The organism is Syntrophus sp. (in: bacteria), assembly GCF_040768185.1.
GTDB lineage: Bacteria > Desulfobacterota > Syntrophia > Syntrophales > Syntrophaceae > Syntrophus > Syntrophus buswellii.
Map to the genome: position 1 here is coordinate 12,324 of NZ_JAXGNC010000008.1, position 19,364 is coordinate 31,687.

Sequence of the window (19,364 nt, forward strand, 5' to 3'; positions counted from 1 at the left end):
AGGCGCCGCTCATGACTGCCTTAGCCGTTGAACAGTTCCGCTACGGGCCGGATAATCTGGGTTACCTCATCTTCGGCGAGCGGGGCGCCATCGCCGTGGACGGGGGCGCCGTTGATGAAATCCTGACATTTCTGCAGAAGCGCCGACTCGACCTTGTGTTCGTAACAAATACGCACGGCCATTATGATCATACCCAGGGCAATGAAGACCTGCTGAGGCATTCCCGGGCGGCCTTCGTGGACTGCGCGACCCTGGCCGGCCGCGGCCGGCTGGAGCTGGACGGTGAAATCATCACCATTTACGCCACTCCCGGCCACACCCTTGATTCTCTGTGCTTTCACGTGGATTCGATTCTCCTCACCGGAGACACCCTGTTCAATGGAACGGTCGGCAACTGTTTTTCCGGCGATACGCACAGCTTTTACCTGTCCATCAAAAAAATCCTGACGCTGCCCCTGTCAACGGTCATCTATGCCGGGCATGATTACGTCAGGGATTCCCTGGCCATGGCCCGCCATCTCGAACCGGGCAATCCCGCCCTGGATCGGTTTTTTTCCTTTTACGATCCGAATCACGTCTATTCAATCCTGGCGGAGGAGATGAGGATCAACCCCTATCTTCGCTTCAACGACGAACCCATTGTCCGTCTCCTTCGCGAACTGGGACTCCCCTGCGACTCGGAAGAGGAGCGCTGGCAGTCCCTCATGTCTCTGGAGTGAATTTTAGAACAGCAGGAGGATACGTCGCATGCGCATGGAAGCCATGATTCTGAAAGGCCTGTCCCGATACAGGGAATCCTGGAGCCCCTTGGAGTTTGTGGAGCTCCCGATCCCGGAACCCGGCCCGGGTGAAATCCTTCTGAGGGTTTCCGCCTGTGGAGTCTGCCATACGGAACTGGATGAAATCGAGGGGCGGACCCCCCCACCCCGTTTTCCCGTCATCCTGGGGCATGAGGTGGTCGGCAGGGTCGAAAAAAACGGGCCGAACGCCTCCGCATACCGGATCGGCGACCGGATCGGAGTCGGCTGGATCTACTCCTCCTGCGGACAATGCCGGGAATGCCGGGAGGGGCGGGAAAACCTCTGCTCGGAATTCCGGGCGACGGGACGGGACGCCAACGGAGGCTATGCCCGGTTCATGGTGGTGCCGGAGTCTTTCGCCATCCCTCTTCCGAAAATCTTTTCCGATATCGAGGCGGCGCCTCTTCTGTGCGCCGGGGCCATCGGGTACCGGTCGCTGCGGCTGACGGGGCTGGTAGACGGCCAGAATCTCGGCCTGACGGGGTTCGGTGCCTCGGCCCACCTCGTCCTCAAGATGGTCCAACGACGCTGCCCCTCGACCGACGTTTATGTATTTGCCCGCAACACCAGTGAGCAGGACTTCGCGCGGCAGCTCGGCGCTGTCTGGGCGGGAGACACCTCCGAGCCGTCTCCCCGGAAACTCGACGCCATCATCGACACAACGCCGGCCTGGAAACCCATTGTGGAAGCCCTCAAAAATCTGGGAAAAGGAGGCCGGCTCGTCATCAATGCCATCCGCAAGGAAGAACGGGACAAAAGCGAGCTGCTGAATCTGGATTATCCCGATCATCTCTGGCTGGAGAAGGAAATCAAGAGCGTGGCCAATGTAACACGCCGGGATATCAGGGAGTTCCTTGAATTAGCCGCCGAGCTTTCCCTTCAGCCGGAAACACAGGAATATGAATTGCATGATGCCAACAGAGCTCTGGCTGAACTCAAGGAGGGAAAAGTCCGCGGGGGTAAAGTGCTGGTCATGCGTTGATGTATCAGCCTGTTATTTCAACGCGGAACGGGAAAGAACATCAGGGCATGCCAGGCGCACGCCAAAGCCGTGCGTCGAGGAGCCGACGAACATGACCGCATCATAACTCTTCGAATTCTATGAATATGCAATGATGGAACCGATCTCCAATCAAGATAACCGTCTGGAACAGCTTTCACAATCCGTCGCCCGCATGCCGAGCCTGTCCGTCACCATGATGAAGGTTCTGGAAATCTGCAATTCCCCCGAAGCCTCGCCTGATGACCTGAACCGCGTCATCTCCCTGGACCCGGTCCTGGCCGGCAAGGTGCTCAGGCTGGTCAATTCCGCCTATTATTCCCTGCGCACCCCCGTCCAGTCATTGACCCGGGCCGTCATGCTGCTGGGCATCAACACCGTAAAAAATCTCGCTTTAAGCGCCGCCGTCCTGAAATGCCTGGAAGGGAAGGATTCCTTCCGAGGCCTGTCCTCAAATGACTTCTGGCTTCATTCTCTCGGCGTAGGGGTAGCATCTAAGTTTCTTGCCGCTGAACTGGGGGTCCCCCTGGCGGACAGGGAAGAGTACTTCGTCGCAGGGCTTCTCCACGATCTGGGTAAAATCCCCCTGAATCGTGAATATGCCATGGAATATTCGATGGCCATGAAAAAAGCGGAGGAGGAAAACAGGTCGCTGCACACGATGGAAGAGGAGATTTTCGGCTTCAACCACTGTCTTGTGGGAGAAATGATCATCAACAAGTGGCAGCTGGGGGGGTTGTTTCTCAATACGCTTCGCCATCATCACCGCCCGGCGGACGCTCAGGGCGATAAGCGTTCCTTCATTTCCATCGTTTCTCTGGCAGATTTTCTTATCAACACGCTGGGGATCGGCTCAGCGGGAAACCCGGTGAAAAACCAGGACATCCTGCCGGCCCTGATCCGGATTCATGACGCCAACATGGACCAGTCTTCGCTCTACAGCCTTCAAAGCGCGGTGCTGGAGGAAATTGAAAAGGCCAAGATCTTCCTCCAGATCAGCCAGTAGGATCGGGGCCTATTGTTCTCCGCACTGCATCAGCAGTCGGCAATATTCGGCAGCCACCCGGGCCGCCGGGTAAAGGATTTCCTCCTCCGTCCGGAAATGCAGGGTCAAGCGTTCAACAAACCGGACCTCTTCATTTCGGCCCAGGGCCAGGGCCGCACTTGAGATTCTGCGGAGAGCCTCCTCAAGATTCTTGTGGTCTTCGAAGAGTTCCTCGTAGAGCCCTCCCTTCAGATCGGCGGCAATGTCCTCCATCGACTTCACTGATTCAGGAATCCGTCCCTCCGCAAGCCGGGGCAGGGCTTCCAGAGCGGGGAGGACCCGCTCCTCCTCCTTGACGGCGTGCATGTAAAACAGCTCCATCACGGCGCGCGCCGCCGCACCAAGATCATTGTCCTCCTTCGTGAGGGCGTACAGCTGTTCCCTCAGCTCCAGATGTTCGAGCCTCAGTGTTTGAGGAACCTTCAGTTCCATAATGACCTTTCTGCCGTTGTCCCGGACGGCATTTCGAAAGAGAGGATTCGCACGACATCCCCGAATGGCCCCAAGGGGCGTTTTCCACCCCTTGGGCTCGGCATAGTGATCCCTTTTAAAAAATCCGGCTTTTATTTCTTTTATTTCGACAGGCGGCTGATCAGCTCGTCTATCAGGGCGCGCCTGCTTTTCAGAAACTGAAGATAATCTCTGTTTGCCAGCTTTGTCGCGGCTATGGACCGATCCAGGACTGGAATCGCATCCTTGAGCATGGCAATACTGCCCTCCGCTTCCTCGTCGGTCAGATCAAAGGTCGTCATGGTCTCCAGACGCCTCAACAGTTCATCGACAAGGGCGCGCCTGGCTTTCAGGAACTGGCGGAAATCCCTGTGTCCCAGATCCACAGCGGCTATCTGCCGATCCAGCGGATTAATCACGGCCTTGAGCATTGCACGGCTTTCGGCGGCTTCTTCTTCGGTCAATCGAATTGTTACCATCATCTGCCTCCTTATCATCTTCAATTCAGCGTTTTCCCCTGTTTCCCTCATCCTGTAAAACAAGGCCTCATGTCTCGCCCCCGGAGGCTCGCCTGACACGGGAAGCGACAATCCATACATATAATTGTTATTTAATAACACATTTTGTTCAGAATGTAGAAGCGAATATTCCTGCACGTCCTGAATTTCCTGAATTTCCTGAATGTCCGGAATGTCCGGAACCGCGCAGGACCGTCTCGATAGACCCTGTTTTCGCCCCTTTTCCCTTTCCACAGCGTCGTCGGAAGCCCCCTCCCATCCCCAGAACGCGTCAAAAAAAACAAATTGGACAAAAGCTTGAATCTATGGTTAATTTCTGCCTGCGTTCGATAGAAAATGGCATCGGCAGGAAATCTCCCGCAGGGCATTTCTAAATTGGCATCACAAGAGATCAGGGGGTTGTTTAAAATGACACAAAACGGTCAAAGTAAATTTATCTTGGGGATTCTGATGTTTCTGATGATGAGCTGGGTTCTGATGCCCGCTTACCCCTTTCCGGTGGCCACACTTTTATGTGAATCGGGAAAGGCTTTCGCCCGCGAAGGAACTCCAGACTCTGGGGCTCCCGCTTCTTTGGCTGATCTGACAGAGAAACTTGGTCCCTCCGTCGTGAATATCAGCACCACCAAGGTCATAAAAGGCAGATCCGGCAGAGGTTCCGGCGGGGAGGCGCCATTTGACCGATTTTTTGGCAACGATGAATTTTTCCGTCGGTTTTTTGGCGATCTTCCTGAAAGGGAACTCAAGCAGCGAAGTCTTGGATCGGGATTTATCATTTCCAGTGACGGATATATCTTCACCAACAATCACGTCGTGGAAAAAGCCGATAAAATCCGGGTAAAATTATCCTCGGGGAAAGAATATGACGCCGAAATCAAGGGAAAAGATCCAAACACCGATATCGCCCTGATCAAAATCAAGGCGGATAAGCCTCTCCCCATTGTTACACTGGGCAATTCCGACCAGCTGCGGGTCGGTGAATGGGTGTTTGCCATCGGCAATCCTTTCGGCCTGGACCACACCGTCACGACGGGCATCATCAGCGCAAAAGGGCGGATGATCGGCTCCGGACCCTATGACAATTTTCTCCAAACCGATGCGTCCATCAATCCGGGTAACAGCGGCGGCCCCCTGTTCAACATGAGCGGAGAGGTGGTGGGAATCAACACGGCAATCGTAGCCCACGGCCAGGGAATCGGCTTTGCCATTCCCATCAACATGGCCAGGGAAATTCTGGACGACCTTAAATTCAGGGGAAAGGTGACCCGCGGCTGGCTGGGAATCACCGTGCAGGACATCACGGAAGAGATCGCCGCCAACATGAAGCTGAAGAATCAGCAGGGCGCGCTGGTCAGCCAGGTTCTGGAAGGTGAACCGGGTGACCGGGCCGGCCTGAAATCGGGTGACATCATCACCCGGATTGACGGCAAGGACATCGACAGCACCAGGGATCTGCTCAACACCGTGGCCGGGCTGAAAGTGGGCAGAACGGTGCAGCTCCAGGCGCTGAGGGACGGGAAGGAGATGAACTTTTCGGCCATCGTCGGCGAGAGAAAAGACACCCTCCAGGCATCCAGGGAAGCGGTTCCCGATACACTGGGCATGACCGTCCAGGAGATCACTCCGGAGTTGGCGCGTCACCTGAAACGCAGAACACCGGGGGGCGTCATGATCACCAAGATCCGCCCGGGATCACCGGCCGACGAGGTAGGGCTCCAGGTCCAGGACATCATCCTCTCGATCAACAGGAGGCCCATTCGTACTCTGAAGGATTACTCGAACGCCCTGGCACGGAAGCCGGAAAACAGCAGCTGGCTGCTGCTCATTCAAAGAGCTGGGACATCCTTCTTTGTGACCCTGGAAAATGCAAAGGAAAACGGAAATCCGGATCAGAATACCGAACCGGAACAGGACGAGGATCTGCAGTAGTCCACCTGGAAGACTTCCTGCCTGTCTGCGCCTTCATGGAGCTGACGGCCTTGTCTTCCGCGGCGGCGGCGGCGTCTTTCCGGAGCCTTTCATGGAAGCGGCGTCGACTCCCCGCCGGATCCGGTTGACGACAGTCCGGCATCGGGAGATGTTTCGTACCGGAGATGCTCAATGGAACGGATCTTTGCCGTCGGGGATATCCATGGCTGCCTGCACCAGCTGCAGGGGATGATTTCCCTCCTGGATATCGACAGAGAGCGGGATATCCTCGTTTTTGTCGGCGATTACATCGATCGGGGACCCGATGCGAAAGGCGTTGTGGACTTTATCCTCGAGCTGAAGCGGGATCTAAGGAATGTGGTCTGCCTCCGGGGCAATCATGAGGAGCTGCTTCTCGACTTCTATCTGGAGGGGAAAAACGGGCCGCTCTTTCTCAATAACGGCGGCCTGGAAACCCTCCATTCCTATGGGTTGAAGAAAAAATCCGAGGGATCGTCCCTCCGGCTGCCGGACGCGCACCTTCAGTTCTTTCAAACCCTTCCCTTCTACTTTGAAACCGGCGATTTCCTCTTCGTCCATGCCGGGCTGCGCCCAGGGCTTTCCCTGGAAGAGCAGGACCTTCATGATCTGCTCTGGATCCGCCACGAATTTTTCCTTTCAGACGCCGATTTCTCCAAGGTTGTGGTGTTCGGACATACCCCGTTCGCCCGGCCCCTGCTTTCGGAACACATCATCGGCATCGACACGGGCGCGGTCTACGGAGGAAAACTGACCTGCATCGAACTTCCAGGAAGAAAAATTTATCAGGTATAGGAATGCAAAGCGATGGCGGGAAATCGGCCGCCCATCGGGCCGATGATTGCGGAATTTGGTCTGAAGGCGGGATTTCAGAACTCCCGGCGGATAAAGGTTATGGCGTTGCGGAAGATCTGCAGTCCCTGCCCCTCTTCCGGTAACGTTTCCCGCGTCCAGCGGGGATGGTTGGTGGCATGCAGATAGGCCTCCGGATGGGGCATAAGACCGAAAAGGCGCCCCGTCTCATTGCAGATGCCGGCTATGGCGTCCGTAGAACCGTTGGGGTTCCGGGGATAAGTCATTTCGGGCTCCCGGAAGGATTCGTCACAGTACTGAAAAACCACCTGGTTCTGGTTGTGCAGCCGCGCCAAAACCGCTTTGTCCCCGGGTACCAGTTTCCCCTCCCCGTGGCGGACGGGAAGATAAACCCCTCCCAGGCCCAGCGTAAACACGCAGGGAGAAGCGGCATCCGGTTTCAGGTAGACCCACCGGTCTTCAAATTTTCCGGAATCGTTGTAGGTCAGGGTGACGGTCTGAGTTCCGTAGCCGCCATCAAAACCGGGAAGCAGCCCCAGTTTCACCATCAGCTGAAACCCGTTGCAGACGCCCAGGATCAGTTTCCCTTCATCAATGAAACGCAGCAGCGAATCGTAAAGGCGCTCTTCCGTTCCCCGGACTCGGACGTGCAGCAGACGGTTTGCGTTGGCCTTGGCGGAGCCGAGATCGTCGCCATCGACAAATCCTCCGGGCAGGTTGAGAAAATGATAGTCGTCGAGGCGCTTTTCCCCGCTGAGCAGTTCGCTGATGTGGACGATGTCCACCTCGTCCGAACCGGCAAGACGGCAGGCATGGGCCATTTCCCGTTCGCAGTTCGTCCCGTTTCCCGTGATCACCATGGATCTTACCCGTTGCAACATCGCCTATAACGCCCTCTGCTTACCCTGTTTTTTCCAGTACTTCCTGATGGAGGCATCTTCCATTCAGCGTCTTTTTATCGTTAGCTCCACGCCCGTGAGCTTCTACAGATCGCGAAGCGTCTGCTGCCAGGCCTCCTTCAGGGAAGCCAGGTCCTCCTCGATAATGGCCGCGCCCTGCAGCCCAGTGACCACAAAGGTCCGATCCCCGGTAATGCAGCCGATACAGGCCGTCTCCGAATCGGCCATGATGGCTTCGAAGGCCTCCCTCGCCGCCGGTGCCACGGTGACGACAAACCGGCTCTGAGATTCGGAAAAGAGCAGCTCGTCATTGCGATCAATCCCCGAGGAAGGCACCCGGGAAAGATCCACGGCCATCCCGAAGCCCCCGGCAAAGGCCGTTTCCGCAAGAGCGATCCCAAGGCCGCCGTCGGCGCAATCGTGGCAGGAGGCAATCAGTCCGGCATCCATCGCCCGGCTCAGAGCCTCGTAACGGCTTCTCGCCCTGCGCGCATCAACCCGGGGCACACCGTTGCCCACAAATCCGTTCAGGGCATACCACTCAGATCCTCCCAGTTCCCTCCGTGTCTCCCCGAGAACGTAGACCAGGTCTCCCGGCTTCTTGGCGTCCATGGTCACGGCCTTGCGCACGTCTTCCATCCGGGCGATGACGGAAAAGAGCAGCGTCGGCGGAATGGATATTTTCGTTCCCCCGATCATGTAGTCATTCTTCATGCTGTCCTTCCCCGAAATGCACGGCACGCCGTAAATCCGGGTATATTCATACAGGGCTTCGTTGGCCCGCACCAGTTGTGCAAGTTTGTACTGCCCATCGGGGGTCTTCTCCGATTCCACCGGATCGCACCAGCAGAAATTGTCCAGCCCGGCCATTCTGCTCAGCGGCGCCCCGACGGCCACGGCATTCCGAACCGCCTCGTCAATGGCGCAGGCGGCCATGGCGTACGTGTCGATATCGCTGTAGCGGGGACAGATCCCGTTGGACACGACGATCCCTTCAAAGGATTCCAGAAGGGGCCGCAGAACGGCGGCATCTCCGGGACCATCCTCGGCGATCCCCACAAGAGGCTTGACGACGCTTCCGCCCTGGACTTCATGGTCGTATTGACGAACGATCGCTTCCTTGCTGCAGATGTTGAGACGGCCCAGCAGGTCCTTGAGAGCCTGCCCCAGACTGGACGGTTCGGGAAAATCGGGCTCCGGGTTGATGGGCGGCGTCCAGCGGGCTTTCAGCTTCATCTGGGGAAGCCCTTCATGGAGGAATTCCATATCCAGAAAGGCCACCGTCTGCCCGCCGTAGCGCACGTGGAATTTGCCCGAATCGGTAAAACGGCCCAGGACGGTCGCCTCCACGCCCATTTTGGCGGCCAGGGCCTGAAAGGCTTCGATCTTTTCGGGATAGACCGCCAGGGTCATCCGCTCCTGGGCTTCGGAGATGAGGATCTCCCAGGGGTGAAGACCCGCATACTTCAGCGGCGCATTTTTCAGGTCGATCTCACATCCGCCGGACAGACTGGCCATCTCGCCCACGGAAGATGAGAGGCCGCCGGCGCCGTTGTCCGTTATGGCGCGGTACAGCCCACGGTCGCGGGCCACGAGAAGAAAGTCGGTCATCCGCTTCTGCGTGATAGGGTCCCCGATCTGAACGGCCGTAACCGGTGAATTTTCATTGAGTTCTTCCGAAGAAAAGGTCGCCCCGTGGATGCCGTCCTTACCGATCCGGCCGCCGGTCATGACCACAATGTCGCCCGGATGGACCTCTTTGATGTGGGAAGGTTCGCCCAGGATCCGGGCCGGCATGATTCCTCCCGTTCCGCAGTACACCAGGGGCTTGCCGAGGAAGCGCTCATCGAAGACGAGGCAGCCGTTGACGGTGGGGATCCCGCTCTTGTTGCCCCCGTGTTCCACACCTTCCCTCACGCCTTCATAGATGCGGCGCGGATGGAGGATGCGGGGCGGCAGCGGCCCTTCATGAAAGGGGGAGGCAAAGCAGAAAACGTCCGTATTGAAGATGAGTTTCGCCCCTTTGCCGGCGCCGAAAGGATCACGGTTCACGCCCACGATGCCCGTCAGGGCGCCGCCGTAGGGATCAAGCGCCGAAGGCGAGTTGTGGGTCTCCACCTTGAAGACGAGGTTGTAGTCTTCGTTGAATTTTATGATCCCGGCGTTATCGACGAACACGGACAGGCACCAGTCCTCGGAACCGAGCTCTTCCCGGATGGCGGCCGTAGAGCCCTTGACGCAGCTTTTAAAGAGGGAGTCGATGACCCGGATGTTTCCCCGCTCATCCTCGTAGGTAATGAAGCTGTTGAAGATTTTGTGCTTGCAGTGCTCCGACCAGGTCTGGGCCAGGCACTCCAGCTCCACATCCGTGACCCCTTCGCCCAGCCCCGCCTCCCTGCGTCCGCGCCGCACCGTCTCGTCCTGAAGATAATTCCGGATGATCCGCATTTCTTCTACAGTCAGCGCGAGAACGCGGCTGCTGCTGATTTCCTGAAGGCGGGCATCATCATCGGGAAGGTCCACATAATCCGTTCGGGGCGCATCCGCCACGACCACCTTGGGGACATAGGGTTTGATGCTTTTCCCCGGCTGCCAGGTCCGGCCGTCCACAATCTCGAATCTCTGAATCAGGTCATTGGCGAGCAGACCCGACGCGATCTCTTCCACCTGCCCGCGTTCCAGGATCCCTGTGAGAAGATATTGACGCGACGTGTAGACCTTTACGCCGTTTTTCTGCGTCCCCTCCATCAGCAGCTGCACGGCCTCCGTTGCCGTTCGGCCGACGTTATCCGTTACGCCCGGCCTGAAACCCACTTCGATCAGCCAGTCGAAACGATCGGCCAGACTGCCGTCGATGGCATAGCGCTGAATGACCGGGTCCGAAAAAGGCCCCGCCGCGACCCGCTCCAGCAAATCGTCCGTCAGATTCCCTTCCAGGGTATAGACTTCGATCGTCTCCACCCGCTCCACGGAAAGATGGAGATCGTGGAGTATCCTGCGCCGGGTTTTTTCCCCCAGGGCGTCCCGGACCCCCGGAAGAAAGCCGACTTCAATTCTGCTGACCATGTTCTATTCTCGCTTTTCCTGTCCCACCGTTTTCTCGTCTTGATGGCCCCGGCCCGGTCTTTCGGACTGTGAGCGGATGCATCGGCAACGTGAAAGAAGAGTTTACGTACAATACCTGACCTTATAATGCAACAGGGAAAAAAGATGGATTTCAAGGATCTTCCCCCCGGCATACACCGGGATCGAACGATGATCGAGACAGGAATATCGCATGTATCCAGAACTTCCTGTTGACATCGTCCATCAACTGTGAAATTTTAGCCGCATTGTGATTGCATTTTAATCAGAATAGAGCAAAAGGAGCGAATTTCTTCCTACCCGATGATTCACCGCTCAAGGCAGTGGCAAAAAATCATAGCCATCACGGGAACATGAATGTATCCGCGCATTGTTCAGAGACACTGCAAACGAGGAATCTGCTTGATAAAATTTATGGAAAGGAGGTGAAATGAACAGGGTGTTGATCGTCATGTCCGGCTACCGCTTTTTCCGGACATGGTTCCAGGTGGCATTTTAATTTCAGGCATTTCGCCTGAACCTGTCTTCTGTGACGGAGGCAGGAATTCTGATCTGTTCTGTATAATCTGTTATTCATAAAAAAGGGGAGAAAAAAATGGCAGATGAGTATGTTGTGAAACGCAGTTTCAATAGTCTTATAACGACAGGAATTGTTGCCGTTGTGTTAACGGTTATTGTCAGTCTTCTTTACTGGCCTGTCTGGGGCTGGATCTCCAAAGCCGTTATTCTGGCGTTCGGGGCTCCGGGGCTCCAGGAGGTCGATCCCAAGACATACAACAAGTATCTTCAGTGCTTTGCCGAGGCCACCTTCTTCTGGATGTGCATCAACGCGTGGATCTGGCAGGCCCTGGTCTTCGGCGGTTACGGGAAATATGCCGTAACGCAGCGCCAGCCCGGTGCCGGTCTCTGGTATTCCGCCGTCGGTCTGCTGGTCGGCCTAATCGGTTTTTTTGTCATTGTGGGATTTTCCGGCCTCTGGTGGCATCCTTTCAGCTTTGCCATTCTGTTTACGCCTCAGAATGCCGATGAAGTCAAACTGGCCATTGAAGGATGGGAAGCCAGCAACTTCTATGCGCTTCCGGTCATCCTGGCCAATATCGGCTATGCGGCGTTGTTCCACAAATGGCCCTTTGCCGGAAACATCAAGGCCCCCTGGGACAGCCTCGGCGCCTGGTCGCTGAGCTCCTACTTCTGCCTGCTGGTGTGGTTCGCCATCATCATTCCCAGCTTCTGGTTTCACCTGGATCTCGAAGGACATCACGTCGTATCCAAGCCCATGGGCTCCTGGCCGACCTTTGTGGCCTACGCCCAGTGCTTCATCTGGTTCTTCCTGATTCCGGCCGAGGGCGGCGAGCATTATCCCATGAAACTGTTCGCCAAGAAGCAGCCCTGGATGGGAATCATCGGTCTCATCATTACCTGGCTCGGCGCCTTTGCCATGCTTTACGTGGTGCGGGCTATCGTCAATCCGCTGAACCTGATGCCGGGAGTGCCGCCGGACGTTCCGGTTGCATCCGTGGCGCTGTCCATTGTCATCGCGACGCTGCTGTGGCATCACGTCTTTGACGATTGGCCCACGGCAGCCATGGTCCCGAATCCGGTCGCCCGGATCCTGACCCGGATCGCCATCTGGTGGGTCATCGGCCTCGCTTACGGCATCATCTGGGTGAAAATTTTCAAAATGGTCCCCTACGCCGGCACCGACATGGGGATGGGCTACCCGGTCATGGGCATCCTGGCAGGCCAGTTCGTCTGGCTCATGGCGTTCCTGTACTACAACACCTTCTTTGACAAGTGGCCCCTGGTCAGGAAAGTGCCTGCCGGTAAACAATAGGATGCTTTGCTGATCGGGCAAGCGTCCGGCCGCTTTTCATGATCCATTTATTTTTAATGGCGCCTGCTTTCAGGGACCTAAGAAGCCCCGAAGGCAGGCGCTTTTTGTTGAATGGAAACTTGTTGGAAAATCCATCTTGATCCAACCAGGGGATAATGTTAAAATTCATGTAATTTCGAGACAGTAGACGCACAGGATGACGTATAGGCAAGGGACAGCACGCTCAGTGGCTTTTAAAAGCGGGTGGCATGATGAAGAAACCAAGCCCGAGTCACAGTTTCCGCATTTCTCTGGACATGCCGGATGGATCGGATTGCCGGTCGAGCCTTGAGGCTGCGGCGCGCGGCACGGGCGGCGAGATCATGGAGATGAAGATCCTTTCCCGGCGCGACGGCAGAATCACCCGGGAAATTCTGATCCAGGCACCCGATGAAGACAGCGAAAAAAAAACGGTCGAAGCGATCCGGAATCTGAAAAACTGTCACATCCTCGAACTCATCGACTGCACCTTTCATCTCCACAGGGGGGGGAAAATCGAGATAACCAGCAAGATTACCCTCAGGGACCGCAACGATCTCGCCATGGCCTATACCCCGGGCGTCGCCCGAATCTGCATGGCCATCCAGGATGACATTGAACGGGCCGGCGATCTAACGATCAAGAAAAATGCGGTGGCGATTGTTACCGATGGGACGGCAGTCCTGGGGCTGGGTGATATCGGTCCGACGGCGGCCCTGCCCGTCATGGAGGGAAAAGCCGTTCTGTTCAAAACCTTCGGCGGCATCGACGCCTTCCCGATCTGCCTGGACACCAGGGACCCGGAAGAGATCATCTCGGCGGTAAAATGGATGGCCCCCTCTTTCGGCGGGATCAACCTGGAAGACATTTCCGCTCCCCGCTGCTTTGAAATTGAACAGCGTTTGAAAAGGGAGCTCGACATTCCCGTCTTCCACGATGATCAGCACGGCACGGCGGTCGTTATCCTGGCGGCCCTCGTGAACGCCCTGAAGCTTGTCAACAAGCGCCTCGAAGAAATTCTGGTTGTCGTAAACGGTCTGGGAGCGGCCGGGACAGCCTCCATCTTTCTGCTCCGGGCTGCCGGCGTCCGCCGGATTATCGGCTGCGACCGCAGCGGCATCCTGTATCGAGGGCGGCAGGAAAACATGAACCCTGTCAAGGCGGACCTCGCCCTGATAACCAACCCCGGGAAACGAAGAGGCACCCTCTATGACGCCCTGCGGGGCGCTGACGTTTTTATCGGTCTGTCCAGACCCGGTTTGCTTCAGGGTAAGGACATCGCCGTTATGGCCAGGGACCCCATCGTCTTTGCCATGGCCAATCCGATTCCGGAAATCATGCCGGAAGAAGCGGAAGGGTACGCAGCCCTCGTGGCCACGGGCCGCTCCGACTACGCCAACCAGGTAAACAACGTCCTGTGCTTTCCCGGCATTTTCCGGGGGGCCCTGGACTGCCACGCCCGGGACATCAACGAGGCCATGCTGCTGGCCGCCGTCCATGCCATCGCCTCCAGTGTTGAAGCAGACAAGCTCAATCGGGATCGGATCATCCCAAGCATCTTTGACCCCGCCGTGCAGCCCCGCGTTGCAGAAGCCGTAAAGGAAGCGGCGAGGGAATCGGGCGTTGCCCGTTCCCACAGTGCCTATTCCTCACCGATTGATCCGTAGGGTATATTTAAAAGGGTAATGAGAAGCGACGCTCCGCCCCGGCCATAACCGTTCATCTCCAATGGAATTTCATGGCGTTTCCTGAGAAGCGGCAGGACGGGAAGTTGTCAACGGGTGGGTGCCGAAACGGGTCGCGAAAACCCCGCCGATGCCGACGACCAGGGCAAGAATCTTGACCATCCATCCCAAAACGGGGATCCAACCCACGATCCACAGAAGGAACAATCCCCAGAAGGTCTCCTTGAGAGCCCTGGAGTTGCTTTTCTTGAACAGCGCCAGGAGCTTGCTTCCGATCAGCCGGGCGATGGAAACCAACCCAAGAAGCGCCGCACAGGCAATCAGGGTGAGTTCAAGGGGGACCAGAACGATCCCCACAACGGATATGGTCAATAAGACCGCCAGGGGGACCATGAGGATGAGAACAAGGAGCCCCCAGAGCCCCACCTGAAGCAGGTGGGTCTCGATGGCCTCCACAACCAGATTGACCGGTTTGGGAATCAGGGTGACGATCAGCAGGGCCAGTATCAACAAACCGGTGAAAACCAGGATGGAAAAAATCGTAAAGACCCATGACCACCCTTCCCAGTTGTCATTCAGGACATCGGAAATCGCCTCGGAAAGATTCGAAGAGTTGATTTCCGTCAGGGTCCCTGCGATCTGCGCCCCCTTACCCAGCACGACAACCCCCCCAAGGCAGACGACATCCCCCCCGACCTTGGCGGTGCGGCTCAGTACGATCGGCCCTCCCACAGAGACGACATGAGACTGCACGGTCCCGGAAACGGTAATCTGCCCCCCGAAGGAAATGACGTTGCGAGCCCACTGCCCTTCGGCGACATGAACATTTTCATTGATCTTGACGATCGTCTTCTTCTCGGCGGAAGCCTCCGTTACAAAGCAGAAGAGCAGGATTAATCCAAAAAGACAAACTCCGATCCGCCTCATGTTCTCCCGCCACCCCGACTGGAAGATTCTCATATGTAAAGAAGCCCCTGCTCCCGCCCCCAAAAAAGTCCGCCGGTTCAATTCGGCCCACCACTATAGCACTTCTTGACTCAGTCCGTTATTAGAGTCTCCACGCCCGTGCGCTCGGTGCTATCCCCGTTTCCATCCCTCCGAGCGCCCTGCTCCACAATCCGGAACGGCACTAGGATTCGAATCCTTCAACCATCCCCCGACGCCGGCGGATCAGCTCAAAGAAACCGGGCAACAGGGAAACAATGATGATCGCCAGAATGACAAGCGTGAAATTCTCTTTCACCAGGGGCAGGTTACCGAAGTAATAGCCGCCCAATAGAAAAAGGACAACCCAGAAAAGGCCGCCCGCGATGCTGTACGAGAGAAACCGAAGGTATGCCATTCTGCCGATTCCCGCCACAAAAGGGGAAAACGTCCGGACAATAGGGAGAAACCGTGCGAGGACAATGGTTTTTCCCCCATGCCGTTCATAAAACCTGTGGGTCCGATCGAGATATTCCCTCTTGAAAAACCGGGGATTGTTCTGATGAAAGACGCGGGGCCCGATATATTTGCCCAAGGTATAATTCACGTTGTCCCCGGCCACTGCAGCAACTGGGAGCATCAGCAACAGGAGGTCCAGCTCCAGCGCTCCGGCAGCGGCAAGAGCCCCCAGCCCGAAAAGCAGGGAATCCCCCGGAAGAAAAGGGGTCACGACCAGTCCCGTTTCGCAGAAAATAATCAGGAAAAGAATAACGTAGGCCCAGACACCAAAGCTTGACACCAGGATACTCAGATACCGGTCGAGATGAACAAAAAAATCAATAACAGTGACAAGGATTTCCATGCGATAGATATTCCGTTCCTATTCCCTTTGTGAGCGCGGAGTATAGGAAAGGACTTCCGGAAAGTCAAGAAGTCCCCTGTCCTTTTTCACACTTCAGCCAGCGGGGTGGAAAGATCCCGCCCTGCCTGTCTTTCAGCGGAACAGTCTTCCCGCGATGCCGGCCACATGGCGCCCCTGGAAACGGGCTCCAGCCAGTTCATTTTCACTGGGCCATCGTTCATTCTCCGTCCCAGCTATTGTTGAAGCTCCGTAGGGTGATCCACCCGTGACTTCGTCATTCCTTGTCTGCCCCTGGAATGAATAGGGAAGGCCAACAATAATCATGCCATGATGCAGCAGAGTCGTATGAAAGCTGAGGATTGTAGATTCCTGGCCGCCATGCTGTGTTCCCGTGCTGGTGAACACACTACCGATCTTTCCGACCAGCGCCCCCCTGGCCCACAGGCCTCCCGTTGCGTCCAGGAAGGAGCGCATCTGACCGCACATGTTTCCGAAACGGGTGGGTGTGCCGAAGATGATTGCATCGGCTGCAACCAGTTCATCCGCAGCACAGACCGGGATGTGGGAAAAGGCCTTTTGCGCGTCGAAAATGCCTATCTTTTTAAGCAACTCTTCCGGGAGTGTTTCCGGGACCCGCCGCATCACGACCTCGGCGCCCGCCATTTCTCCCGCACCTTCAGCCACGGCCTCGGCCATGCGGTGAACATGGCCATAGGCGGAATAATAAACGATCATAATCTTCATGATTGAACCTCCGTGAATGGTTGAAACCCGTTCCAATACACCCTTTTTTACATCCTTTTACAAAACCCCGATAAGGATCAGTCCGGACAGGACGGTTATCAGCCCCATTGCCCCGGTCAACCGTCCAGAAACGCGATGAATCGCCCTGATTTCAGGAGCATGGCCCGGAAAACGGAAGGAAGATAACCCGAGCAGAAGCGTCATGAAAGCACCCAGCAGCGTGGCGCCCCCCAGCCAGGTATGGGGTGACGCAAAGTGCGCCCCGGCGGACTGCGATACCAGGAGGATGGCGGCCAGAAAGCCGCCCAGCAGAACGAAACCCGCCCCGATGCCGGCGCGCCGATGCACCTTCAACCACCAGCGTTTGCGGCGGAAAACCATGGCCACGGCCACACCGGCCAGCAGCAGTGCCATCGAGACCAGCATGAATCCGATATGCAGATAGAACAAGTTCATGGGGCCTTACCTTGCTGACGGGCTGGGCATCACGATGCTGACGGTACGGGTCCCATAGATGTTGCAGAACACCTTGACATCCACCCGGTCACCATCCGCCAATGTCATTTTGTAGACATAAACAAATCGGGATTTATCCGGTTGGCTCTTATATTCGTAAATCTCCGGTTTATCCCTGTTCTTTTGAATCTGGACCTGCTTGACATAATGAGAACCCGGGAACGGTGTGCTGTGCGTGATGGTGACCTGAAGCGCCTGCTGGTCTTTCAGGTAGGACAATTTTACGTCCCCCGGAGGATGAGCGTAGACCGACCACGGACCCATCAGCACCAACGCCGATAACCCGGCCAGATACAACCCGAACCGGAATCCGCCCCGCAAAGAAAAGGGTGAACGGCTGATCCGGACCCCGGAGGTTCTGCCTGTCCTCCGGAATATTCCTTTTTTCCCGATGCGATCTAAAAAAAACGATCTGCTCATGGCGGTTTCCCCCTTCATTCTTGGTTTTACCTCGTCAAGGCCCGGTTTTGCCGGGAGCTTTCAAGGCCATCACCTTGATCGCCTTGTTTTACAAATTAACACAAAAATGATCTGAACTAAATATCTAAAATATTTTCAATTTATTTCTTTTCACGTAGGGTTGCAGGACATCAAACCAAAGAGGCCACAACCGGTTGAAACCGGCCATGGCCTCTTTGAAAGTGACGTTTTGTAACGGGGGTGTTTTGTGTCTGTTCTTAACGGGATCGAGCTCCGGCCAATTTCTTCCTGAAGCCAGCCAGCGCGGCAAGACCCGGGGCAAATAGCCACAAAGCGCCGGGAATCGGGACCGCGCTCCCATAGGCCTGGATCTCGGATACCGAATAGGAATTGTCACCGGAAAGAGCATAGAAGCGAAGAGCATCCGTGGTAATGGGTGTTTCCAGAACATACTTTTCCGTATCGTCGGCGGGATTCGGGCGAGTCTGCATTCCACTGCCATAACCGTCATAGTTCGGCACTGTCCACGCAGTCCACCAGGAATCTGTTGCTATGTCACGGAATTGGACCATGTACTGATCATTATCATCGGCCTGGGCAATCATACTGTTGATGACATAGGTGCCGCCCAGATCGATCTCCGCATACGCGGCCGTCCCGTTCCAGTAAACGGTCCCACTTGTCCAGGAAGTGCCTCTAGGGCGGAAAATCCCATCGGTCAGGGTACTCCCCGCTGCACCATACATCGTCCCATTGAGCGTAACCGCCTTTCCCAAGGCCACATTCACCTCGGCGCTCATGCCCGCTGCAGGCAAACAAACGATTGCCGCTGCAGCAAGGGCACACAACCATCCCTTAACGCTTTTCATCCTGATCATTGCCGTACCTCCTTTCAAATGTTCCTTCGTCTCCATAATCAATCTGCAGTCCTTTGTGCTTTAGCTGTAACTATTTGAATAATTCCCGAAACCTTAGTTTTCTTCGACTCAGGGCTCCAAGCCCGACAAGACCACTGCCGAGGAGCAGAACCGACGGAGGAACCGGGACAGGATTCACCTCTACCGTAGCGGCGGCAATAAAGGGAATACCGCTGCGACCTTTGTCATAGGCCGTAAATACAATGTTCGTCAGCGTTTCGTCGGAAAAATCCGCCGGCAGCCAGTAAATCTGCATGTCCAGCCTGGCCCTTCCGTTGCCGTTGTCGAATGCGGCTACGGCATTAGTACCGTCGATGATGTTATTGTAGCCGCCTGCAAAGTGATCCCGCACATTTCTTCCCTCCTCGAGATCTGCGGAATAATAGGCTCCGTCGGAACCGTTAAACTCGACTTTCCCGATAACCGTCCCGTATTCGCCACAATAGGAATTGATGAGCGTATAGGCATTGGTTGCGCCGTAGACATTCACAGGTATGGTAAGAGTTCCGTTATAAAACACATTATTTCCGGTGTTTTCTTCCACTTCCAACTTGAAAGGGACGCCGTTCCACGTGCGGAGGCCAGGGAAAACGCTGTTGTACGTACTGCCATCGCTCCACGTGGAAATATTCGTGTTCAGTGCAGGAAGTGTCAAGGTTGTGAAAGACGGTGCTGCCTGGGCAGCAACGCCAAACATCAGGCTGCCGAAAACGAAAGCAAAAAGGGCAGCCATCACAAGTTTACGCATAGATTCCTCCTTATATCTGTATGGGTTATTCTCCTCTTCTCCTACGTCTGATGACTCATTGACATGGCAACCATCTTCACATTGCCTGCGGTCAGCGGCCTCCCACCCCCTTTTCCATCCCGTCTTCTGTTATTCAATCA

General features: G+C 56.0%; 18 protein-coding genes. 7 read left to right on the top strand and 11 right to left on the bottom strand.

What is annotated here, in order from left to right:
* Positions 1-11 precede the first annotated feature (11 nt).
* From AB3175_RS09070 to AB3175_RS09080, 3 genes are all read left to right on the top strand, one after another.
* Positions 12-719, top strand: a complete 708-nt coding sequence (locus AB3175_RS09070; protein ID WP_367360627.1) for an MBL fold metallo-hydrolase — start codon at positions 12-14, stop codon at positions 717-719.
* Positions 720-753: 34 nt separating this feature from the next.
* A complete protein-coding gene (locus AB3175_RS09075) occupies positions 754-1,782 on the top strand; it encodes a zinc-dependent alcohol dehydrogenase family protein (RefSeq protein ID WP_367360765.1) in 1,029 nt (342 codons plus the stop codon).
* A gap of 130 nt (positions 1,783-1,912) precedes the next feature.
* Positions 1,913-2,806 (top strand): HDOD domain-containing protein, encoded by an 894-nt coding sequence (locus AB3175_RS09080; protein WP_367360628.1) that lies wholly within the window; start codon positions 1,913-1,915, stop codon positions 2,804-2,806.
* Between the two features lie 9 nt (positions 2,807-2,815).
* Here AB3175_RS09080 and AB3175_RS09085 read toward each other — a convergent pair whose 3' ends face one another.
* Positions 2,816-3,277, bottom strand: coding sequence for a hypothetical protein (locus AB3175_RS09085; RefSeq protein ID WP_367360629.1), 462 nt, complete (start codon positions 3,275-3,277; stop codon positions 2,816-2,818).
* A 140-nt stretch (positions 3,278-3,417) separates the two neighbouring features.
* On the bottom strand, positions 3,418-3,777 hold the full coding sequence (locus tag AB3175_RS09090; RefSeq protein ID WP_367360630.1) for a hypothetical protein: 360 nt from the start codon (positions 3,775-3,777) through the stop codon (positions 3,418-3,420).
* A 609-nt stretch (positions 3,778-4,386) separates the two neighbouring features.
* Here AB3175_RS09090 and AB3175_RS09095 point away from each other — a divergent pair.
* Positions 4,387-5,742, top strand: coding sequence for a DegQ family serine endoprotease (locus AB3175_RS09095; RefSeq protein ID WP_367360631.1), 1,356 nt, complete (start codon positions 4,387-4,389; stop codon positions 5,740-5,742).
* 171 nt (positions 5,743-5,913) lie between these two features.
* Entirely contained in the window at positions 5,914-6,555 is a 642-nt protein-coding gene (locus tag AB3175_RS09100) for a metallophosphoesterase family protein (protein WP_367360632.1), read from the top strand.
* 74 nt (positions 6,556-6,629) lie between these two features.
* Here AB3175_RS09100 and AB3175_RS09105 read toward each other — a convergent pair whose 3' ends face one another.
* On the bottom strand, positions 6,630-7,454 hold the full coding sequence (locus AB3175_RS09105; protein WP_367360633.1) for a phosphoribosylformylglycinamidine synthase subunit PurQ: 825 nt from the start codon (positions 7,452-7,454) through the stop codon (positions 6,630-6,632).
* Positions 7,455-7,556: 102 nt separating this feature from the next.
* A complete protein-coding gene (locus AB3175_RS09110; RefSeq protein WP_367360634.1) occupies positions 7,557-10,538 on the bottom strand; it encodes an AIR synthase-related protein in 2,982 nt (993 codons plus the stop codon).
* 613 nt (positions 10,539-11,151) lie between these two features.
* On the opposite strand from AB3175_RS09110, the gene AB3175_RS09115 reads away from it, so the two are divergent.
* Both AB3175_RS09115 and AB3175_RS09120 read left to right on the top strand, forming a co-directional pair.
* A complete protein-coding gene (locus tag AB3175_RS09115; RefSeq protein WP_367360635.1) occupies positions 11,152-12,390 on the top strand; it encodes a hypothetical protein in 1,239 nt (412 codons plus the stop codon).
* A 248-nt stretch (positions 12,391-12,638) separates the two neighbouring features.
* Positions 12,639-14,075: an NAD-dependent malic enzyme gene (locus AB3175_RS09120; protein WP_367360636.1), complete on the top strand. Its 1,437-nt coding sequence runs from the start codon at positions 12,639-12,641 to the stop codon at positions 14,073-14,075.
* Positions 14,076-14,144: 69 nt separating this feature from the next.
* On the opposite strand, the gene AB3175_RS09125 is transcribed toward AB3175_RS09120, so the two are convergent.
* The 7 genes from AB3175_RS09125 to AB3175_RS09155 all read right to left on the bottom strand — a co-directional run bounded on the left by AB3175_RS09125 (position 14,145) and on the right by AB3175_RS09155 (position 19,224).
* Positions 14,145-15,020, bottom strand: a complete 876-nt coding sequence (locus AB3175_RS09125) for a hypothetical protein (protein ID WP_367360637.1) — start codon at positions 15,018-15,020, stop codon at positions 14,145-14,147.
* 202 nt (positions 15,021-15,222) lie between these two features.
* Positions 15,223-15,879, bottom strand: a complete 657-nt coding sequence (locus AB3175_RS09130; RefSeq protein WP_367360638.1) for a DedA family protein — start codon at positions 15,877-15,879, stop codon at positions 15,223-15,225.
* Between the two features lie 132 nt (positions 15,880-16,011).
* The gene (wrbA, locus tag AB3175_RS09135; RefSeq protein ID WP_367360639.1) at positions 16,012-16,623 is read right to left on the bottom strand and encodes an NAD(P)H:quinone oxidoreductase; all 612 of its coding nucleotides are present in this window, start codon (positions 16,621-16,623) and stop codon (positions 16,012-16,014) included.
* A gap of 57 nt (positions 16,624-16,680) precedes the next feature.
* On the bottom strand, positions 16,681-17,079 hold the full coding sequence (locus tag AB3175_RS09140) for a hypothetical protein (protein ID WP_367360640.1): 399 nt from the start codon (positions 17,077-17,079) through the stop codon (positions 16,681-16,683).
* 6 nt (positions 17,080-17,085) lie between these two features.
* Positions 17,086-17,559 carry a hypothetical protein gene (locus AB3175_RS09145; protein WP_367360641.1) on the bottom strand — a complete coding sequence of 158 codons (474 nt, stop codon included), beginning with the start codon at positions 17,557-17,559 and terminating at the stop codon, positions 17,086-17,088.
* 257 nt (positions 17,560-17,816) lie between these two features.
* Positions 17,817-18,473, bottom strand: a complete 657-nt coding sequence (locus AB3175_RS09150; protein WP_367360642.1) for a hypothetical protein — start codon at positions 18,471-18,473, stop codon at positions 17,817-17,819.
* 34 nt (positions 18,474-18,507) lie between these two features.
* Complete coding sequence (locus AB3175_RS09155) at positions 18,508-19,224, bottom strand: hypothetical protein (RefSeq protein ID WP_367360643.1); 717 nt, start codon at positions 19,222-19,224, stop codon at positions 18,508-18,510.
* Positions 19,225-19,364 lie beyond the last annotated feature (140 nt).